Origin of the sequence: Corynebacterium bovis DSM 20582 = CIP 54.80 (genome assembly GCF_030408615.1) — a bacterium.
GTDB lineage: Bacteria > Actinomycetota > Actinomycetes > Mycobacteriales > Mycobacteriaceae > Corynebacterium > Corynebacterium bovis.
In genome coordinates this window covers 128,732-143,826 of the sequence record NZ_CP047187.1, presented here as the reverse complement: position 1 = coordinate 143,826, position 15,095 = coordinate 128,732, and the positions used below count along the sequence as shown (strand labels likewise).

Here is a 15,095-nt window from a genome sequence, read left to right as displayed (position 1 = left end):
GCAGCTGCAGGTCACGCGGCGCGCCTCGCTGTCAGCAACTGGCAGCGCCAGGTCGCGCGGCGCGCCTCACTGTCAGCAACTGGCAGCGCCAAGTCAATTTCCGCCCCGTTTTTGACCCCGCGCTGCCAGTAGCCCACACCACCCCACCGCCCGCCGCCGCGGGGCGCGGGAATGACGCGTGACGTGCGCGGATCGCACGCGCACGCTCGCCCCCGCGCCGGCGTCAGTCGGCGAGCAGCGCGAGGATGTCCGCGCTCGTGCCGAGCTCCGCGACACCCGGCAGCGTCAGCTCCAGGCACGCGCGGTGCCGCTCCGCCACCGGGTCGGTGACGGCGTCGGTGGCCACGACGACGGAGAGGCCTGCGTCGTACGCGGCACGGACCGTGGACTCCACGCCCATCCCGGTGGCGAGGCCCGTCACCACCAGCTGCGTCACCCCGCGCTCGTCGAGGATCCGCCGCAGCTCAGGGTCGGTGAAGGCGCTGGTCGCGGTCTTGGTGACGACGGGATCCCCCTCCGCGACCGGCAGCCCGTCCCCGGGCTCCGCGAAGTCGGCCGGCGGCTCGCCCTGCGGCAGCGGCATGTCGGTCCGGCCGGCGGGCAGGCCGTGGGCGCGGCCCCAGATGACGGGGAGGCCCAACTCGTGGAAGCGGTCGGCGAGGGCGGCGGTCGCCGCGACGATCCGCCCGCGGTCCTCGTCGGGGGCGGCGGCGAGGATGCCGCGCTGCATGTCGACGGCGAGGAGCGCCGTCACGCCGGCGCGGCCGGCATCGGTGGTGGTGGTCTCGGTGGTGCCGGCGCCGGTGGTGCCGGCGCTGTCGATCTGCGTCACAGTCATGCCCTCCACGGTACCGGCGGCCGCGCGCACTCCACCAGCGGAGCCGCCGCCCGCGCGCACGCCCCGCGCACGCCCCGCGCCGCCCGCGCGCACTCCACCAGCGGAGCCGCCCCGCGCCGACCCACGTAGAATTTCCCGCATGAGCAACCCCGACCCGCAGCCCGACGACATCGTGTGCGCCCCCGGAGGGGCCCCGGACGCCTCGGCGGCCTGCCCCGGGGAGGTGCCCGTCGAGATCATCACCCCCCGCGAGGTCCCCCTCGGCGGCCCCCGGGCGATGACCGTCCGCCGGACCCTCCCCCAGCGCCGCCGCTCCCTCATCGGCGCGTGGTGCTTCGCCGACCACTACGGCCCGGACGACGTGCGCGCGTCGCGGGGGATGGACGTCGCCCCGCACCCGCACACGGGCCTGCAGACGGTGAGCTGGCTGTTCGAGGGGGAGATCACGCACATCGACTCCGGCGGCCACCGCGGGACGGTCCGCCCCGGCGAGGTGAACCTCATGACCTCGGGGGCGGGCATCTGCCACTCGGAGACGTCCACGCCGGGGACGACCCGCCTCCACGGGGTGCAGCTGTGGGTCGCCCTGCCGGACCGGGTGCGGTCGACGACGGGCCGCGTGTTCGAGCACCATGCGCCGGACCCGGTGCAGATCCCGGGCGGGTCGGTGCTCGTGTTCCTCGGCTCGCTCGTCGGTGAGACCAGCCCCGTGGCGACGCACACGCCGTTGCTCGGGGCGGAGATCAGGCTCGACCCGGGTGCGGAGGCGGTTCTCGAGGTCGACGCCACGTTCGAGCACGGTGTCCTCGTCGACGCCGGCGACGTCACCGTGGAGGGCGTGACCGTCCCCCGCGCGGCCGTCGGGTACACGGGCGTCGGCGCCAGCCGGCTGCACCTCGCCAACCGGGGCACCGACCCGGCGCGGATGCTGCTCCTCGGCGGGGAACCGTTCGACGAGGAGATCATCATGTGGTGGAACTTCGTCGGCCGCACCGGGGAGGAGATCCGCACGTTCCGGGAGGAGTGGCAGGCCCGCACGGACCGGTTCGGGACGGTCGACGGCTACGTCGGCCTCGGCGGGCCGGACCGGAACGCCGACGGGTTGTCGTGGCTGCCGGCCCCCACGCTGCCGGACACGGTGCTGCGGCCCCGGCGGAACCCCGCCCCGCAGGCCCGCCCGGACGAGCCGGAACCGGGGTCGCGGACGGAGACGGTCGCGCTGCGCGGCGAGGCGCTCAGACGCCCTCGAACTCGCGGCGCCGAGTGAGGCCGAACAGGGTCAACGCGATGAGCACCACGGCGAAGAGCAGCGTCGACCCGACGACCCCCATCGGCCCGGTGAGGATCCCCGCGAGCACCGGCGGCACCGAGATCGCCACGTAGGCGACGACGAAGTACGCCGCGACGACCGACGTCCGGTGTTCCAGCGGCGTCGCCGCGGTCACCGCCCGCATCCCGGCGGTGAACGTCAGCCCCTGCCCGGCGCCCGCCACGAGGGACGACAGCACGAGGGCGACGACGTTCGTCGTCACGAGGGCCACGATGAGCAGCACGAGCCCGACGATCGACGCGACCGACCCGACCGTCACGAGCGACCGGTCCGAGTAGTGGCTGAGGATGATCTGCGCCGCCGCGGACGACAGGAAGAACAGGCACACGGTCACGCCGATGACGGCCGGTGACGAGATGCCGATCGGCCCCTTCACGAAGCCGGGGACGACCGCGGAGAACAGGCCGCTCGTCGTGAACCCCACGACCGCGCCGATGGCGGAGACCCCGTAGATGTGCCGGGCCTCCGGCGGGACACCGGGCAGCTGGATGATCGGCCCGCTGCTGTCCCGCCGCACCCGGTCGACGACCCCCGCCAGCCCGAGACCCGCGAGGACGAGCAGCACCGCGTGCACGGCGAACGGCGTGAACAGCGGCCCCGGCGCCCACTGCGCGACGAGGCCGGACATGAGGATGCCGAGGCCCAGGCCGCCGATGTTCGCCGCCGTCGCGAGGACCGTCGCCAGGGACTCCCGGCCGCGCGGGGCGTTCTCGATGACGGTCACGGTGCCCGTCGAGGTGAGGATGCCCGCCGCGAGCCCGGAGAGCACCCGGCCGATGTACAGCAGCCACACCTCCGAGCCGATCATGAACACCGCCGCGGAGGCGAGGGAGAGGACGATGCCGGCGAGGATCATCGGCTTCCGGCCGACGCGGGTGGACAGCCGGCCGAGGAGGATGAGCGCCACGACGACGCCCACGGCGTACACGGCGAACAGGAGCGTCGTCTGCGACGCCCCGAAGCCGAACTTCGCGGAGAAGGTGGGGTACAGGGGCGTGGGCATCGTCGTCCCCACCATGACGACGGTGAAGATGTACACGGCGAGGGCCAGGCTGAACATCGAGCCGTGGCGGGGCGCGGGGGAGGCGGGTGTGGCGTCAGTGGTCATGGAGGATCCCGGTGTGTCTGAGCTGGACGGCACGCGGTCCCCCGGACGCCGGTCCCCTGCCGGTGCCCCCGTGCCTGGTGGTGAGGTCGTGCGTGGTCGTGCCGCGCGTGGCCGCGTGAGGTCGTGCGTGGTCGTGCCGCGCGTGGCCGCGTGAGGTCGTGCGTGGTCGCGCCGCGTGAGGTCGCGCGTGGGTGTCGTGGTCGTGGGTTCGCGGGGTGGTCCGCCCCCGGTCCGGGGGACGACGGCGACCGCCGCGCGGGCCCGGGTCGGAGGTGCCGTCCCGGTCCCGGGGTGCCCCGGGGTGACCCCGGGGCGGGTGGATCAGCGGGACGCGACGGCGAGCAGGCCGCCGATGAGCCCGGTGTTCTTGAGGAAGTGGATGAGCTGGCCCTTCTTGTCGCCCTCGGACTCCTCCTCCCAGAAGGCGTGGCCGGCGAGCGTCGTCGGGATGAGGGACAGGACGAGGCCCAGCGCGGCCGGCTTCTTCGCGATGCCGAGGCCGAGGGCCGTGCCGAGCACCATCATGCCCGCGCCGTTGACCTTGATGAGCGTCTCCGCCGGGACGGGCAGGTTCGACAGGCCGACCTGCTTGGCCTTCTGCTCGATCATCGGCGCCATCGCCTTCGCGTTCGAGAAGGCGCTCTGGCCGCCGACGAGGAAGATCGGGCTCAGCGCGAGGCGGCCGAGGCGGGCGACGGAGTTCGAGCCCGTCGAGGCGCCGTCGTCCTTGCCCTCACCCTTCGCCTTCGCGTCCGTGGAGGTCTTCGTGGTCTTCGCGTTCTTCGAGCAGAACATAGCCCGTCCTTTCGTCTGGTGTCGTGATCTCGTCTGGTGTCGTGATCGTCGTGTATCAGGTGTTCTCTGCCACCACCCGTCGCCGCGGGGCGGCGGTCGTCCGGCCGTGGCCGCACACCGTCCAGGATACCCGGCCCGGCGTGCGGCGCGTCCGGGCGAACGCCCGTCAGGGTGCCCGGGCCGGTGCCGTCCCGGGCCCCGGTCAGGGCCGCGTCCGGGGTCCGGGTCAGTGCTGCCCGGAGAACTGGGCGACGAAGTCGACGCCCTGTCCCCAGGCACCCATGTGGTCCCGGACGATCTCGTTGACCGGCCCGTAGGTGTCCTCCCGCGCCCAGTCCCGCTGGAACTCGGAGAGCAGCTGCGCCGTGGAGACGGGGGTGACACCGTTCATGATGAGCCGCTGGATGGCGGCGTCGTGCGCGGCCTGCGAGGAGCCCGCCGAGGCGTCGACGACGGCGTAGACGTCGTAGCCCTGCTCTTTCGCCGAGAGGGCCGGCAGGGTGAGGCACACCTCCGTCCACAGGCCCGCGATGATGAGCTTGCGGCGGCCCGTGGCCTCGACGGCGTCCCGGATGCGGCCGTCCTGCCAGGCGTTGATGAACGACCGGTCGATGACGTCGTGGTCCGGGAGGACGTCGGTGAGCTGGTGCGCGAGGTGCCCGCCGAAGGTCTCCGCGGCGATGGAGGTGAGGATCGTCGGGATCTCGAAGAGCTTGCCGAGCTTCGCGAGGGCGACGACGTTGTTGATGAGCGCCTGCGGGTCCGTGGCGCTCCGCGCGCCGAAGACCATCTGCGGCTGGTGGTCGACGAGGAGGAGGACGGCGTCCTCCTTCGCGATGAGGGAGGTGAGCTCGCTGTCCTTGAGGTCGGGTGCGGTCATGGTGGTGTCTCCTTCGGTGTCGGTGGTGACCTGTGGTGGTCGGTGGTGCGGTGGAGCCGGCTCACTTGTCCGCGAGGGACGGGAAGAGCCGCGCGGCGTTGCCGGAGAGCACCGCCGTCGCGTCCTTCTCGTCGAGCCCCTCCGGGATGTACTCGACGGCCCGGGTGAAGATGTCCCCGGCCTCGTACGGGAAGTCCGTGCCGAGGAGGATGCGGTCCGCGCCGAACGAGTCGACCGCCGCGCGGATCGCGGGCACGTGCCCGTGGCCGACGGAGTCGAAGTACATCCGGCGCGCGGCCTCGGACGGCTTCTCCGGGGTGTCCGGCGCCTCCCAGCCGACCTGGTTGTCCGCCCGCTGCAGGAGCATGGGCAGCGCCCCGCCGAGGTGGGAGTTGATGAAGGTGATGTCCGGGTACTTCGTGGGGAAGCCCTCGGTGATGAGCTGCATGATGGACACCGTGTCCTCCATCGGCGCGCCGACCATCCACGTCATGTGGTGGTCCCGGATGAGCGGGGTGTCGACGGAGTTGCCGGCCGGGTGGATGTAGACGACGGCCTTGCGGCGGTTGAGCTCCTCGAAGATCGGCGCGAACTCCGGGTCGACGAGCGGCCGGCCGTTGATCGTCGTGTTGAAGACGACGCCGAGGAAGCCGAGCTCGTCGAGCCCGCGGGCGAGCTCGGCGAGGGACTCCTCGATGTGCGGCATCGGCAGCGCGACGAACGCGCGGAACCGGTCCGGGTACTCCTTGACGAGCTCCGCGTACTGGTCGTTGACGAAGCGGGCGGCCTCGACGGCACCGTCCCGGTCGGTGTCGCTGTACGGCATCTGCGGCGCGGCGGAGAGGATCTGGAGGTCGACCCCGGAGCGGTCCATGAGCTCCCGGCGGTCCTGCAGTTCCTTCCCGTCGCCGGCGCCCATGCCGCGCTGCGTGTCGGTGTCGTCCTTCCCGAGTGCCTGGATGCGGTCGAGGTAGCTGTCTGTCCAGTAGTGGGCGTGAACGTCGATGTTCATGAGTGCTCTGCCTTTCCTGTTCGTCGTGTCGACATGGTCGTCCCCGTCAGGAGGGCCCGGGCCCCGGCGGCGTGACATGTCAACCAAGTAGTTGACACGTCACCATGTTACGCAGAACCGCCGGCTCCGCCACCCCGCGTCCCCCGCTGCCCCCGTTTGTGGTGGACCGCCGCGCCGGCACCGGTCGCGGTGCAGGTCACGGTCCCGGTCGCGGTGCAGGTCACCGGGCCGGTCGCGGTGCAGGTCACCGGGCCGGTCGCGGTGCAGCTCGCAGGGCCGGTCACCGGGCCGGTCACGGTCGCGGGGTCACCGTCCCGGGGGACGACGGCCCCCTCCGCCGTCAGTCGTCCTCCGGCTCCAGCGCACCCCGGAGGTGGTCCAGCGCCACGTGCGCGTGCATCCGCACGCCCGTGACCAGCGCGTCGTCGTTCGCGTAGAACCGCGGGCTGTGGTTCGGCACGAGGCCCCGGCCGCCGTCCTCCGGCACCGGCTCCCCGTCCTCGTCCACCGTCACGTCCTGCACGCCGAGCAGGGCGTACACCCCGCCGTACGCGTTGATGAACTCGGAGACGTCGTCGTACCCCATCGACGCCGGGACCTCGACGACGTGCCCGTCCTCCCCGGCGACACGCTCCAACGTGGGGAGGACCGCGTCGATCCACCCCCCGTCGTTGACCACCGGCGGCACCTGCTGGAGGAACTCCACCTCCCCCGAGCACCCGTAGGCCTCGGGGATGTGGGTCACCGTCTGCTCGATGATCTCGTTGACCCGGTCCATGACACCGTCCGCGAGGCACCGGACCGTGCCCCACATCGTGACGGACTCCCCGACGATGTTGAACCGGCCCTCGTCCTCGATGTGGCCGATGCTCACCGTCACGGCGTCCTGGGCGTCGATCCGCCGGTAGACCTGCCCCATCGCGGTGAGGATCTCCGCCGCCGGGGGCATCGGGTCGCGGCCCGACCACGGCTGGGACCCGTGGACCTGCTCGCCCGTGACGGTGATCTTCACCAGCTCCGACGACGCGTTCTGCACGTCCCGCGCGTAGCAGATCCAGCCCGACGGGCCGGGGGCGACGTGCATCCCGAACGCCATCGTCGGGGCCGCGTCGAGGTCCGCGAGCACGTCGTCCTCCAACGCCGCGAGCATCGGCCGGGCCCCGCCGTCCTCGTCCACCGGCGGCCCCTCCTCCGCCGGCTGGAAGACGAGGACGACGTCGCCCTGCAGGTCGTCCGCGACCTCGCGGAGGACCTTCGCGGCGCCGAAGAGCATCGCGGTGTGGCAGTCGTGCCCGCAGGCGTGGGCCACCGGGAACGGGCCGCCCGGGTAGTCCTCGTCGACGACGTCGGAGGCGAAGTCCTCGTCGGTCTCCTCCCGCACCGGCAGCGCGTCGATGTCCGCGCGGAGCAGCACCGTCCGGCGGTGGCCGTCGTCCGGCTCCGCGCCGCCGTGGAGGACCGCCGCGACGCCGTGGCCGGCGATGTCCGTCGTCACGTCGTCGTACCCGAAGTCCCGGAGCCGGTCGACGATGAACGACGCCGTCCCCTCCTCCCGGTTCGACAGCTCGGGGTGGCTGTGGATGTGGTGCCGCCACTCGATGACGTCATCCTCGACGTCCCGGGCGGCGGCGTCGATCCGGTCGGTGAGATCCGTGTCAGTGCTCATCGGAGGTTCCTGTCCCCGGGTCGGTGGCGACCGACCCGTCGTCGGTGTAGCGGTAGAAGCCCTGTCCGGACTCCTGGCCCGTGAGGCCCTGGTCGAGGTACTCCTCCTGCAGCCGGCGGGCGGCCTCCCGCAGCAGGTCGTCGCCCGTCTCGTCCGCGTGCTCCTCCGCGATCTGGTGGACCGTACGCAGGCCGATGACGTCCATGCCCTGGAACGGGCCCATCGGCGAGCCGGTGGACATCCGCCAGTCCCGGTCGATCTCGTGCGGGTCCGCGACGTCGTCCGCCCACAGCCGCTGACCGGCCTCAAGGAACGGGACGAGCAGGGAGTTCAGCACGTAGCCCGGCTGCTCCTTCTTGAGCACCACCGGCTCCATGCCCATGTCCCGGGCGAACTGCACGACGGTGTCGAAGACCCCGCCGTCCGTCGCGGGGGTCGGCATGACCTCGGCGGTGCGGTTCACCCAGATGTGGTTGGCGAAGTGGAGGGCGAGGAAGCGCTCCTCCCGCCCGGAGGCCCCGGCGAAGTCGCTCGGCCGGAGGGTGGAGGTGTTCGTCGTGAAGACCGCACCCTCCGGGGCGGCGTCCCCGACGGACCCCCACACCTCGCGCTTGAGGTCGAGGGTCTCCGGGACGGCCTCGATGACGAGGTCCGCGGCGGAGACGGCCGCGGCGAGGTCCGCGCTCTGGGTGAGGCGGTCGCGGGCGGCGGCGAGGGTCGAGTCGTCCGCACCGTCGACCTCGCGGCGGTAGTAGCCCTCGGTCCGGTCGAAGCGGTCGCGGGCCGCGGCGAGGGCGTCGTCGTTGATGTCGTAACTCACGACGTCGAAACCCGCGTAGGCGGCCTGGAAGGCGATCTGCGCGCCGAGGACCCCGGCACCGAGAACGGTGACGGAGGAAATAGTTGTGGTGTCTGCCATGAAATACCCTGCTTTCCCGTGCTGTCCGTGAACCGTCGACGACGACGGTCCCGGCGTGTGTGGTGCGGACGACGAAATGTCGGTGGCAGTTACCGTCATACACCGCCGCGCGGGAAAAAGTCGGGCGGGGAGTTCCGGGCACGGGGACGACGCCGTCCCACGCCGGGGACAACGGACGGGAAAAGTCGGTGAGGCACCGGGGGGAAAGTCGGGGTCACCCGGTGGAAAAGTCGCGGGCCGGGGACGGGCGGCGCGGCGTAAGGGGGCGGGCGGCGGGCGCGGCGTCAGGGGGCGCCGAGGGCGCGGGCGACGGGGCGCACCCAGTCGTCCTCCCGCCGCCGCAGGACGCGCATCTCCCCGGTCACGCCGGGGAACGGCCGGACGACGAACACGTCCCGGTCGACCGCGCAGACGATGTCCGAGTCCTCCGGCACGACGGAGAACCGCCGGTGGTGCCGGAGGTGGATCATCATCCCGCCGACGTCGAGCTGCGGCAGCCCCGTGTCGAGGGTGATCCCCGCCCGGCGCAGCCGCCGGTAGTCCGTGTCCCGCCACAACCGCCAGTGTTTCGGCCCGCCGACCAGCGTGAACCCCTCCAGGTCGGCGAGGCTCACCGGCCCGTCACCGGGCAGCGCCTCCGCGTCGGCGATGATGACGAGCACCTCCTCCGTGCACCACTCCTCCACCACCCCGGGGTTCACCGCGGGGACCCGGCCGAGGGCGAGGTCGACGCTGCGCTCCAGCAGCGCACCCTCCATCTCCAGGGAGGCCATCTGGATGAACTTTACGGCCACGCGCGGGTCCGGCCCGGCGGTCAGCCGGTCGAGGCGCTCCCGCGTCCCCCGTCCGACGACGTCCGGCACCGCGATGCGCACCCGCGTCCCCGTCCCCGGGTCCCGGACGACCTCCGGGAGCCGGGCGAAGGACTGGACGATCTGCAGCGCCTCCGGGTAGAGCCGCCGGGCCTCGGTCGTCGGGCGGATGACGTGCGTCGACCGGTCGAAGAGCACGCGGTCGAGGTGCCGTTCGAGGGCCTTGATGCGCTGGCTGAGGGCGGAGGTGGAGACGTAGAGCGACGCCGCGGCCCGGGTGAAGCTGAGTTCGTCGTACGCCGCGATGAAACACCGCAGGTGAGGAATGTCGACCACGTTTGCTCTCCGCCGTCCCCGGCCGCACTCAGCCGTCCCGATCACAGTTGTCCAGGCCGGGTCAGCCTACTCCGCCGACCGCCGGCGCCGAAACACCCCGGGGTGCCAGGGAGGAAAATCCCGCGTCACCGGGTTTTCGGGCCTCCCCCGGAAATCCCGCGGCACCGGGTTTCGTGCTGCCGTCACCAATCCCGCGGTATCCGTATTTCGTGAACACTGAATCCTCGCGGGCGAAAAACAGTGCCCCGGACTCCACCCCGGGCGACGCCCCGACTTTCCGTCCCCGCATCCACGCCAGCGAAAGACTGTATGACAAAAGTATCAAGAACGAAAGGCAATTCACGATCTCAATGCGGCCTACAGTCGGCCAGGTACCCACCCGACACCGACAGTGAGGATCAGGCTCGACAGATGAACAGCAGTGAGACTTCGGACGCGGAGGGCACCCCCTCCGAACGCACACCCGGACACCGGGCCACCACGGACACGCCGGCGACCCCGGCGGGATTCGGCTCCGCGCAGCTCGCCCTCGGCGGCGACCCCACCGGCCCCCTCGCCGGGGTGACGGTCGTCGACCTCTCCACGGTCGTCATGGCCCCCTTCGCCACCCAGGTCCTCGGCGACCTCGGCGCGGACGTCATCCGCATCGAACCGCCGTTCGACACCGCCCGGTTCTCCCCGGCGAACGTCGGCCGGCACCCGGGGATGGGACCCCTCTACCTCCAGGTCAACCGGAACAAGCGCAGCGTCGCCCTCAACCTCAAGAAGGAGGACGACCTCGCCCACCTCATGGACCTCCTGGAGTCCGCGGACGTCTTCGTGACGAACATGCGCGGCCGGGCACTCACCCGCCTCGGCATCGGGTACGAGCAGATCAAGGACCGGTTCCCCGGGCTCGTCTACGCCCACGGGCAGGGCTTCAACCAGCGCTCCGCCTCCGCGAACCGGCCCGCGTACGACGAGGTCATCCAGGCGGAGACCGGCGACGTCGACCTCCAGCGCCGCTCCGTCGGCTCCCTCACGTACATGCCGACGTTCATCGCGGACAAGACCTCCTCGCTGTGGCTCGCCCTCGGCGTCGTGTCCGCCCTCTACGAGCGGCGCGCCACCGGCCTCGGCCAGCACGTCGAGATCCCCATGGCCGACGTCATGATCCACATGAACTCCGTCGAACACCTCTCCGGCCAGGTCTTCAGCCCGGCCCAGGACACGGAGATCGGCAACCCCCTCAGCCTCAACCGGATCCACTCCGCGTTCGAGACCGCCGACGGCGAGGCCGTCGCCGCCGTGCCCTACACCTACGCCGACATCAAGCTCCTCCTCACCGCCACCGGCGACGAACTCGCCGACGACCCGTGCTGGGACGGCGACCGCATCGACTCCGCGGCCTTCACCCGGGGCATGGACCGGATCCTCGCCACGTCGACCCGCCTCACCCTCGACGAGTGGGAGACGTACCTGCAGGACAACGACTTCCCGTACGCCGTCGTCCGCGACATCGACGGGCTGCCCGACTCCCCGTACGTCCGCGAGATGGACCTCATGCCCGAGGTCGACCACCCCACCGAGGGGCGGATGCGCACGGTGGCCAACCCCATCGGCATGTCCCGCACCCCCGTGAACATCCGCCGCCTCCCCGAGCCGGCGGGCGCCTCGACCGACGAGGTCCTCGCCGCCGTCGCGGCATCCGGCGGCACCGGCACCACCGGCACCACCGGCACCCCGGGCGACTGACCGCGGCGGGCGGCGTCGACCCCCACCGACCACCGGCACCACCGGCGACCGGCCGCGGCGGGCGGCGTCGACCCCCACCCGGGACCCCACCCCCCACAACACCAAGGAGACCACGATGAACCTCGAACTCACAGACGAAGAGGTGCAGTTCCGCGACGACCTGCGCTCGATCTTCCGGGAGGTGCCGGACGACGTCCGCGCCCGCTCCCGCGCCGGGCAGACCACCCGCGACGACATCATCACCACCCAGCGCATCCTCAACCGGCACGGCGTGGCCGTCCCCCACTGGCCCGTCGCGTGGGGCGGTCAGGACTGGACCGAGCTCCAGCACCACATCTTCACCTCCGAACTGCAGCGCTCCGGCATCCCCCAGCCCCTCGCGTTCAACACGAGCATGGTCGGGCCGATCATCGCCGAGTTCGGCAGCGACGAGCTCAAGGAACGCTTCCTCGCGAAGACCGCCAACCTCGACATCTGGTGGTCCCAGGGCTTCTCCGAGCCCGAGGCCGGCTCCGACCTCGCCTCGCTCAAGACCACCGCCGTGCGCGACGGCGACCACTACGTCGTCAACGGGCAGAAGACGTGGACCACCCTCGGCCAGTACGGCGAGTGGATGTTCCTCCTCGCCCGGACCGACCCGAAGGCCGACAAGCCGCAGAAGGGCATCTCCTTCCTCCTCGTCGACCTCGACACCCCCGGCATCGAGCACCGCCCGATCCGGCTCATCGACGGCTCCGTCGAGGTCAACGAGTTCTTCTTCACCGACGTGCACATCCCCGCCGAGAACCTCGTCGGCGAGGAGAACGCCGGCTGGACCTACGCGAAGTTCCTCCTCGGCAACGAGCGCAACGGCATCGCCCAGGTCGGCTCCAACCAGCGCAAGTACGAGCACCTCGTGACCGTCGCCCGCGAGCGGACCGTCAACGGGCACCCCGTCATCGAGGACCCGTCCTTCCGCGACCGGCTGCTCCGCGCGAAGCTCCGCATCACCGCCCTCGAGGCGACCCAGCTCCGCGTCACCGCGGCCAGCCAGGACGGCAAGCCCAGCCCGGCGTCGTCCCTGCTCAAGCTCGAGGGCACCCGGCTGCTCCAGGAGCTCATCGAGCTCGAGGCCGAGGCCCTCGGCAGCGACGCCGCGATCATCACCGGCACCCCCGCGACCGGCGGCCCCGACGACGGCGACCCCGTCGCCGAGTACCTCAACATGCGCAAACTCTCCATCTTCGGCGGCACCAACGAGATCCAGACCGGTGTCATCGCCAAGACCATTCTCGGACTGTGAGGAAGGACCCACCATGGACCTCGGACTGAACGACGAACAGACAATGCTCGCGGAGACGGCCAAGGACGTCTTCGGCAGGGCGGCCGGCGACCCCGGCCACGCCCCGGAGGACGGACTCGCCCTGCGCACCGACGTGTGGGCCGCGGTGGCCCAACTCGGGCTCACCGGGCTCACCGTCCCGGAGGAGTACGACGGCGCCGGCGCCGGAGTCGCGGAGGTGTACGCGGCCATGAGCGCCGCCGGCGCCGCCGCGGCGACGGAACCGCTCATCGACGGCGCGTACGTCGCGTCCTGGCTGATCGGTGACCTCGGCGACGACGGGCAGCGCTCGACGTGGCTGCCGCGCATCGCCGGCGGGGAGGCCGTCGTGCCCCTCGCCCACGCCGAGCCCGGCCGGTCGTGGATGCAGGACCGCACCACCACCGTCACCGACGGCGCCCTCCACGGGACGAAGACCGCCGTGCCCGTCGCGGACGCGGCCTCGGCCTTCCTCGTCACCGCCGTCGAGGACGGGGACTTCGGTGTGTACCTCGTCGAGGCGGGGGCCGACGGCCTCACCCTCGACGTGCACCGGGCCGCCGACTGGACCCGGTCGGCTCTCGTGACCTTCGACGGCACGCCCGCCGTGCGGCTCGGGGACGGCTCCGGCTCCGGTTCCGGCGACCGGGCCGCCGCCGCGCTCCGCGCGTTCCGGCGGGCGACGGCCCTCGGCCGCATCGCGGAGACCGCGTACGCCGTGGGCCTCGCCGAGACGGCGCTGTCCATGACCGCGGAGTACCTCACGGTGCGCAAACAGTTCCGCGTGACGCTCAACAAGTTCCAGGTGCTCGTCCACCGGGCGGCGCAGATGTACTCCGACGTCGAGCTCACCCGCTCGATGGCCCTGTGGGCGACGGCCGTCGCCGAGACCGCGGGCGGGCCCGTCGTCGGCACCGCCTCCGGTGACGGCTCCGGTGACGGTGACGGCGGGGACTCCCTCGACCTGCTCACCTCCACCGCCGACGAGGCCTTCGCCTTCGTCGCCGGCCAGGCCCGGCAGATCGCCGAGGAGGCCGTCCAGCTCCACGGCGGCATCGGCATGACCTACGAGGCGCGCATCAGCCACGTCGCCGCCGGTCTCACGGCGGTCACGCAGGCGTTCGGCGGCGTCCTCGAGACGCGGTCGCGCGTGCTCGCGTCGGGCTCCCCGGAGTCCGCGCCGAGCGCCCTGCTCCACAACGAGCTCGCACAGGAGGCCTGACATGTCGACTGCACTCATCGTCGGCGCGGGCGTCATCGGCCTGTCCTGGGCGCGGCTCTTCGCCGGGGCCGGGTGGGCCGTGCGGGTCACCGACCCGCGCGACGACCTCGCGGACATCCTCGCGGAGGCGTTCCCCGACGCGCCGACCGCCGGTGACGGCTCCGTGACCGGGTACGCCGACGCCGCCGAGGCCGCGTCCGCCGGCGCGGGCGTCGACTTCGTCCAGGAGGCCGGGCCCGAGCGCGTCGAGATCAAGCAGGAGATCTTCCGCACCCTCGCGGCGGCCACCGCGGAGGGGACGGTCCTCGCCTCGTCGTCCTCGTCACTGTTGCCGTCGGACATCGCCGAGGGGAACGACGCCGCCTCCCGCATCATCATCGGCCACCCCTTCAACCCGCCGGAGCTCATGCCGCTCGTCGAGATCGTCCCCTCCCCGGCGACGTCCGACGCGGCGGTCGCGCGGGCCGTCGAGGTGTACCGGTCGCTCGGGCGGAACCCCGTGCCGCTGCGGAAGGAGATCCGCGGGTTCGTGGGCAACCGGCTCCAGCGGGTGTTCAACGAGCAGGCCGCGTACCTCGTCCAGGAGGGCGTGGTCGGGCCGGCGGAGCTCGACGAGATCGTGCGCACGTCGCTCGGACTGCGGTGGGCGACGATCGGCCCGTTCGAGGGGCAGCGCCTCGGCGGCGGCCCCGCAGGTGCCCGTCACCTGCTGGAGCACGTCGGCGCGGCGATGGACTTCGACAGCGGTGCACCCGACCCCGCCCGCATGGGTGAGGTCGTGGACGCCATCGAGGCCGACTACGGCGCCGACGAGGAGAGCTACCGGCGGCTCACCGCCGCGCGCGACGCCCGGACGCGGGCCGTCCTCGCCGCGCTGCGCTCCGTCGACAGCTGACCCGGGGCGGGGCCGTGCGGGCGGGCGAGCGGAACGGTGCGGGCGGCACTGCGCTCGTCCCCGTCCCGCCGGACCACGCCAGGCACAATGGAGGGGTGCGGACGCTGGAGTGTGGCGTCGTACCACAACAGACCCCATGACCGTGCCACAGTGACCCCGGCGGCAGGCCCCGCACCCGAGCCGCACCCGGGCCGCACCCGGGCCGCGGCACCCACGCGCACGCACAGACCCACGCGCACACGGACACA

At 72.3% G+C, this 15,095-nt stretch carries 13 protein-coding genes; 5 read left to right on the top strand and 8 right to left on the bottom strand.

The window, feature by feature from the left end; all coding sequences use genetic code 11:
* Positions 1 to 223: 223 nt before the first annotated feature.
* On the bottom strand, positions 224 to 838 hold the full coding sequence (locus CBOVI_RS00405) for a cysteine hydrolase family protein (protein WP_125175353.1): 615 nt from the start codon (positions 836 to 838) through the stop codon (positions 224 to 226).
* A gap of 139 nt (positions 839 to 977) precedes the next feature.
* Here CBOVI_RS00405 and CBOVI_RS00400 point away from each other — a divergent pair, with 139 nt between their 5' ends.
* Positions 978 to 2,105, top strand: coding sequence for a pirin family protein (locus CBOVI_RS00400; RefSeq protein ID WP_010264543.1), 1,128 nt, complete (start codon positions 978 to 980; stop codon positions 2,103 to 2,105).
* Here CBOVI_RS00400 and CBOVI_RS00395 read toward each other — a convergent pair.
* The 7 genes from CBOVI_RS00395 to CBOVI_RS00365 all read right to left on the bottom strand — a co-directional run bounded on the left by CBOVI_RS00395 (position 2,074) and on the right by CBOVI_RS00365 (position 9,696).
* Positions 2,074 to 3,276, bottom strand: coding sequence for an MFS transporter (locus CBOVI_RS00395; protein ID WP_232625749.1), 1,203 nt, complete (start codon positions 3,274 to 3,276; stop codon positions 2,074 to 2,076). The genes CBOVI_RS00400 and CBOVI_RS00395 overlap by 32 nt on opposite strands.
* Before the next feature lie 321 nt (positions 3,277 to 3,597).
* Positions 3,598 to 4,071, bottom strand: a complete 474-nt coding sequence (locus CBOVI_RS00390) for a DoxX family protein (protein ID WP_010264548.1) — start codon at positions 4,069 to 4,071, stop codon at positions 3,598 to 3,600.
* Positions 4,072 to 4,297: 226 nt separating this feature from the next.
* Positions 4,298 to 4,951: a hydrolase gene (locus tag CBOVI_RS00385; protein WP_010264551.1), complete on the bottom strand. Its 654-nt coding sequence runs from the start codon at positions 4,949 to 4,951 to the stop codon at positions 4,298 to 4,300.
* Positions 4,952 to 5,012: 61 nt separating this feature from the next.
* On the bottom strand, positions 5,013 to 5,963 hold the full coding sequence (locus CBOVI_RS00380) for an amidohydrolase family protein (protein ID WP_010264553.1): 951 nt from the start codon (positions 5,961 to 5,963) through the stop codon (positions 5,013 to 5,015).
* 340 nt (positions 5,964 to 6,303) lie between these two features.
* Positions 6,304 to 7,629 (bottom strand): M20 metallopeptidase family protein, encoded by a 1,326-nt coding sequence (locus CBOVI_RS00375; RefSeq protein WP_010264556.1) that lies wholly within the window; start codon positions 7,627 to 7,629, stop codon positions 6,304 to 6,306.
* Positions 7,619 to 8,548, bottom strand: a complete 930-nt coding sequence (locus CBOVI_RS00370; RefSeq protein WP_010264559.1) for a 3-hydroxyacyl-CoA dehydrogenase — start codon at positions 8,546 to 8,548, stop codon at positions 7,619 to 7,621. The genes CBOVI_RS00375 and CBOVI_RS00370 overlap by 11 nt, the downstream gene beginning before the upstream one ends.
* A 284-nt stretch (positions 8,549 to 8,832) precedes the next feature.
* Positions 8,833 to 9,696: a LysR family transcriptional regulator gene (locus CBOVI_RS00365; protein ID WP_010264561.1), complete on the bottom strand. Its 864-nt coding sequence runs from the start codon at positions 9,694 to 9,696 to the stop codon at positions 8,833 to 8,835.
* Between the two features lie 411 nt (positions 9,697 to 10,107).
* Here CBOVI_RS00365 and CBOVI_RS00360 point away from each other — a divergent pair, with 411 nt between their 5' ends.
* The 4 genes from CBOVI_RS00360 (at position 10,108) to CBOVI_RS00345 (ending at position 14,847) form a co-directional block, all read left to right on the top strand.
* Positions 10,108 to 11,430: a CaiB/BaiF CoA transferase family protein gene (locus CBOVI_RS00360; RefSeq protein ID WP_010264565.1), complete on the top strand. Its 1,323-nt coding sequence runs from the start codon at positions 10,108 to 10,110 to the stop codon at positions 11,428 to 11,430.
* A gap of 115 nt (positions 11,431 to 11,545) precedes the next feature.
* Positions 11,546 to 12,712 (top strand): acyl-CoA dehydrogenase family protein, encoded by a 1,167-nt coding sequence (locus CBOVI_RS00355; RefSeq protein WP_010264568.1) that lies wholly within the window; start codon positions 11,546 to 11,548, stop codon positions 12,710 to 12,712.
* 13 nt (positions 12,713 to 12,725) lie between these two features.
* Entirely contained in the window at positions 12,726 to 13,952 is a 1,227-nt protein-coding gene (locus CBOVI_RS00350; RefSeq protein ID WP_010264572.1) for an acyl-CoA dehydrogenase family protein, read from the top strand.
* Between the two features lies 1 nt (position 13,953).
* Positions 13,954 to 14,847 carry a 3-hydroxyacyl-CoA dehydrogenase NAD-binding domain-containing protein gene (locus tag CBOVI_RS00345; protein ID WP_010264576.1) on the top strand — a complete coding sequence of 298 codons (894 nt, stop codon included), beginning with the start codon at positions 13,954 to 13,956 and terminating at the stop codon, positions 14,845 to 14,847.
* Positions 14,848 to 15,095 lie beyond the last annotated feature (248 nt).

Excerpts from the sequence above, each read along its gene's own strand:
- CBOVI_RS00375 (WP_010264556.1), bottom strand. The coding sequence starts at position 7,629 with ATGAGCACTGACACGGATCTCACCGACCGGATCGACGCCGCCGCCCGG.
- CBOVI_RS00385 (WP_010264551.1), bottom strand. The coding sequence starts at position 4,951 with ATGACCGCACCCGACCTCAAGGACAGCGAGCTCACCTCCCTCATCGCG.
- CBOVI_RS00395 (WP_232625749.1), bottom strand. The coding sequence starts at position 3,276 with ATGACCACTGACGCCACACCCGCCTCCCCCGCGCCCCGCCACGGCTCG.
- CBOVI_RS00405 (WP_125175353.1), bottom strand. The coding sequence starts at position 838 with ATGACTGTGACGCAGATCGACAGCGCCGGCACCACCGGCGCCGGCACC.
- CBOVI_RS00360 (WP_010264565.1), top strand. The coding sequence starts at position 10,108 with ATGAACAGCAGTGAGACTTCGGACGCGGAGGGCACCCCCTCCGAACGC.
- CBOVI_RS00370 (WP_010264559.1), bottom strand. The coding sequence starts at position 8,548 with ATGGCAGACACCACAACTATTTCCTCCGTCACCGTTCTCGGTGCCGGG.
- CBOVI_RS00345 (WP_010264576.1), top strand. The coding sequence starts at position 13,954 with ATGTCGACTGCACTCATCGTCGGCGCGGGCGTCATCGGCCTGTCCTGG.
- CBOVI_RS00400 (WP_010264543.1), top strand. The coding sequence starts at position 978 with ATGAGCAACCCCGACCCGCAGCCCGACGACATCGTGTGCGCCCCCGGA.
- CBOVI_RS00390 (WP_010264548.1), bottom strand. The coding sequence starts at position 4,071 with ATGTTCTGCTCGAAGAACGCGAAGACCACGAAGACCTCCACGGACGCG.
- CBOVI_RS00380 (WP_010264553.1), bottom strand. The coding sequence starts at position 5,963 with ATGAACATCGACGTTCACGCCCACTACTGGACAGACAGCTACCTCGAC.
- CBOVI_RS00350 (WP_010264572.1), top strand. The coding sequence starts at position 12,726 with ATGGACCTCGGACTGAACGACGAACAGACAATGCTCGCGGAGACGGCC.
- CBOVI_RS00355 (WP_010264568.1), top strand. The coding sequence starts at position 11,546 with ATGAACCTCGAACTCACAGACGAAGAGGTGCAGTTCCGCGACGACCTG.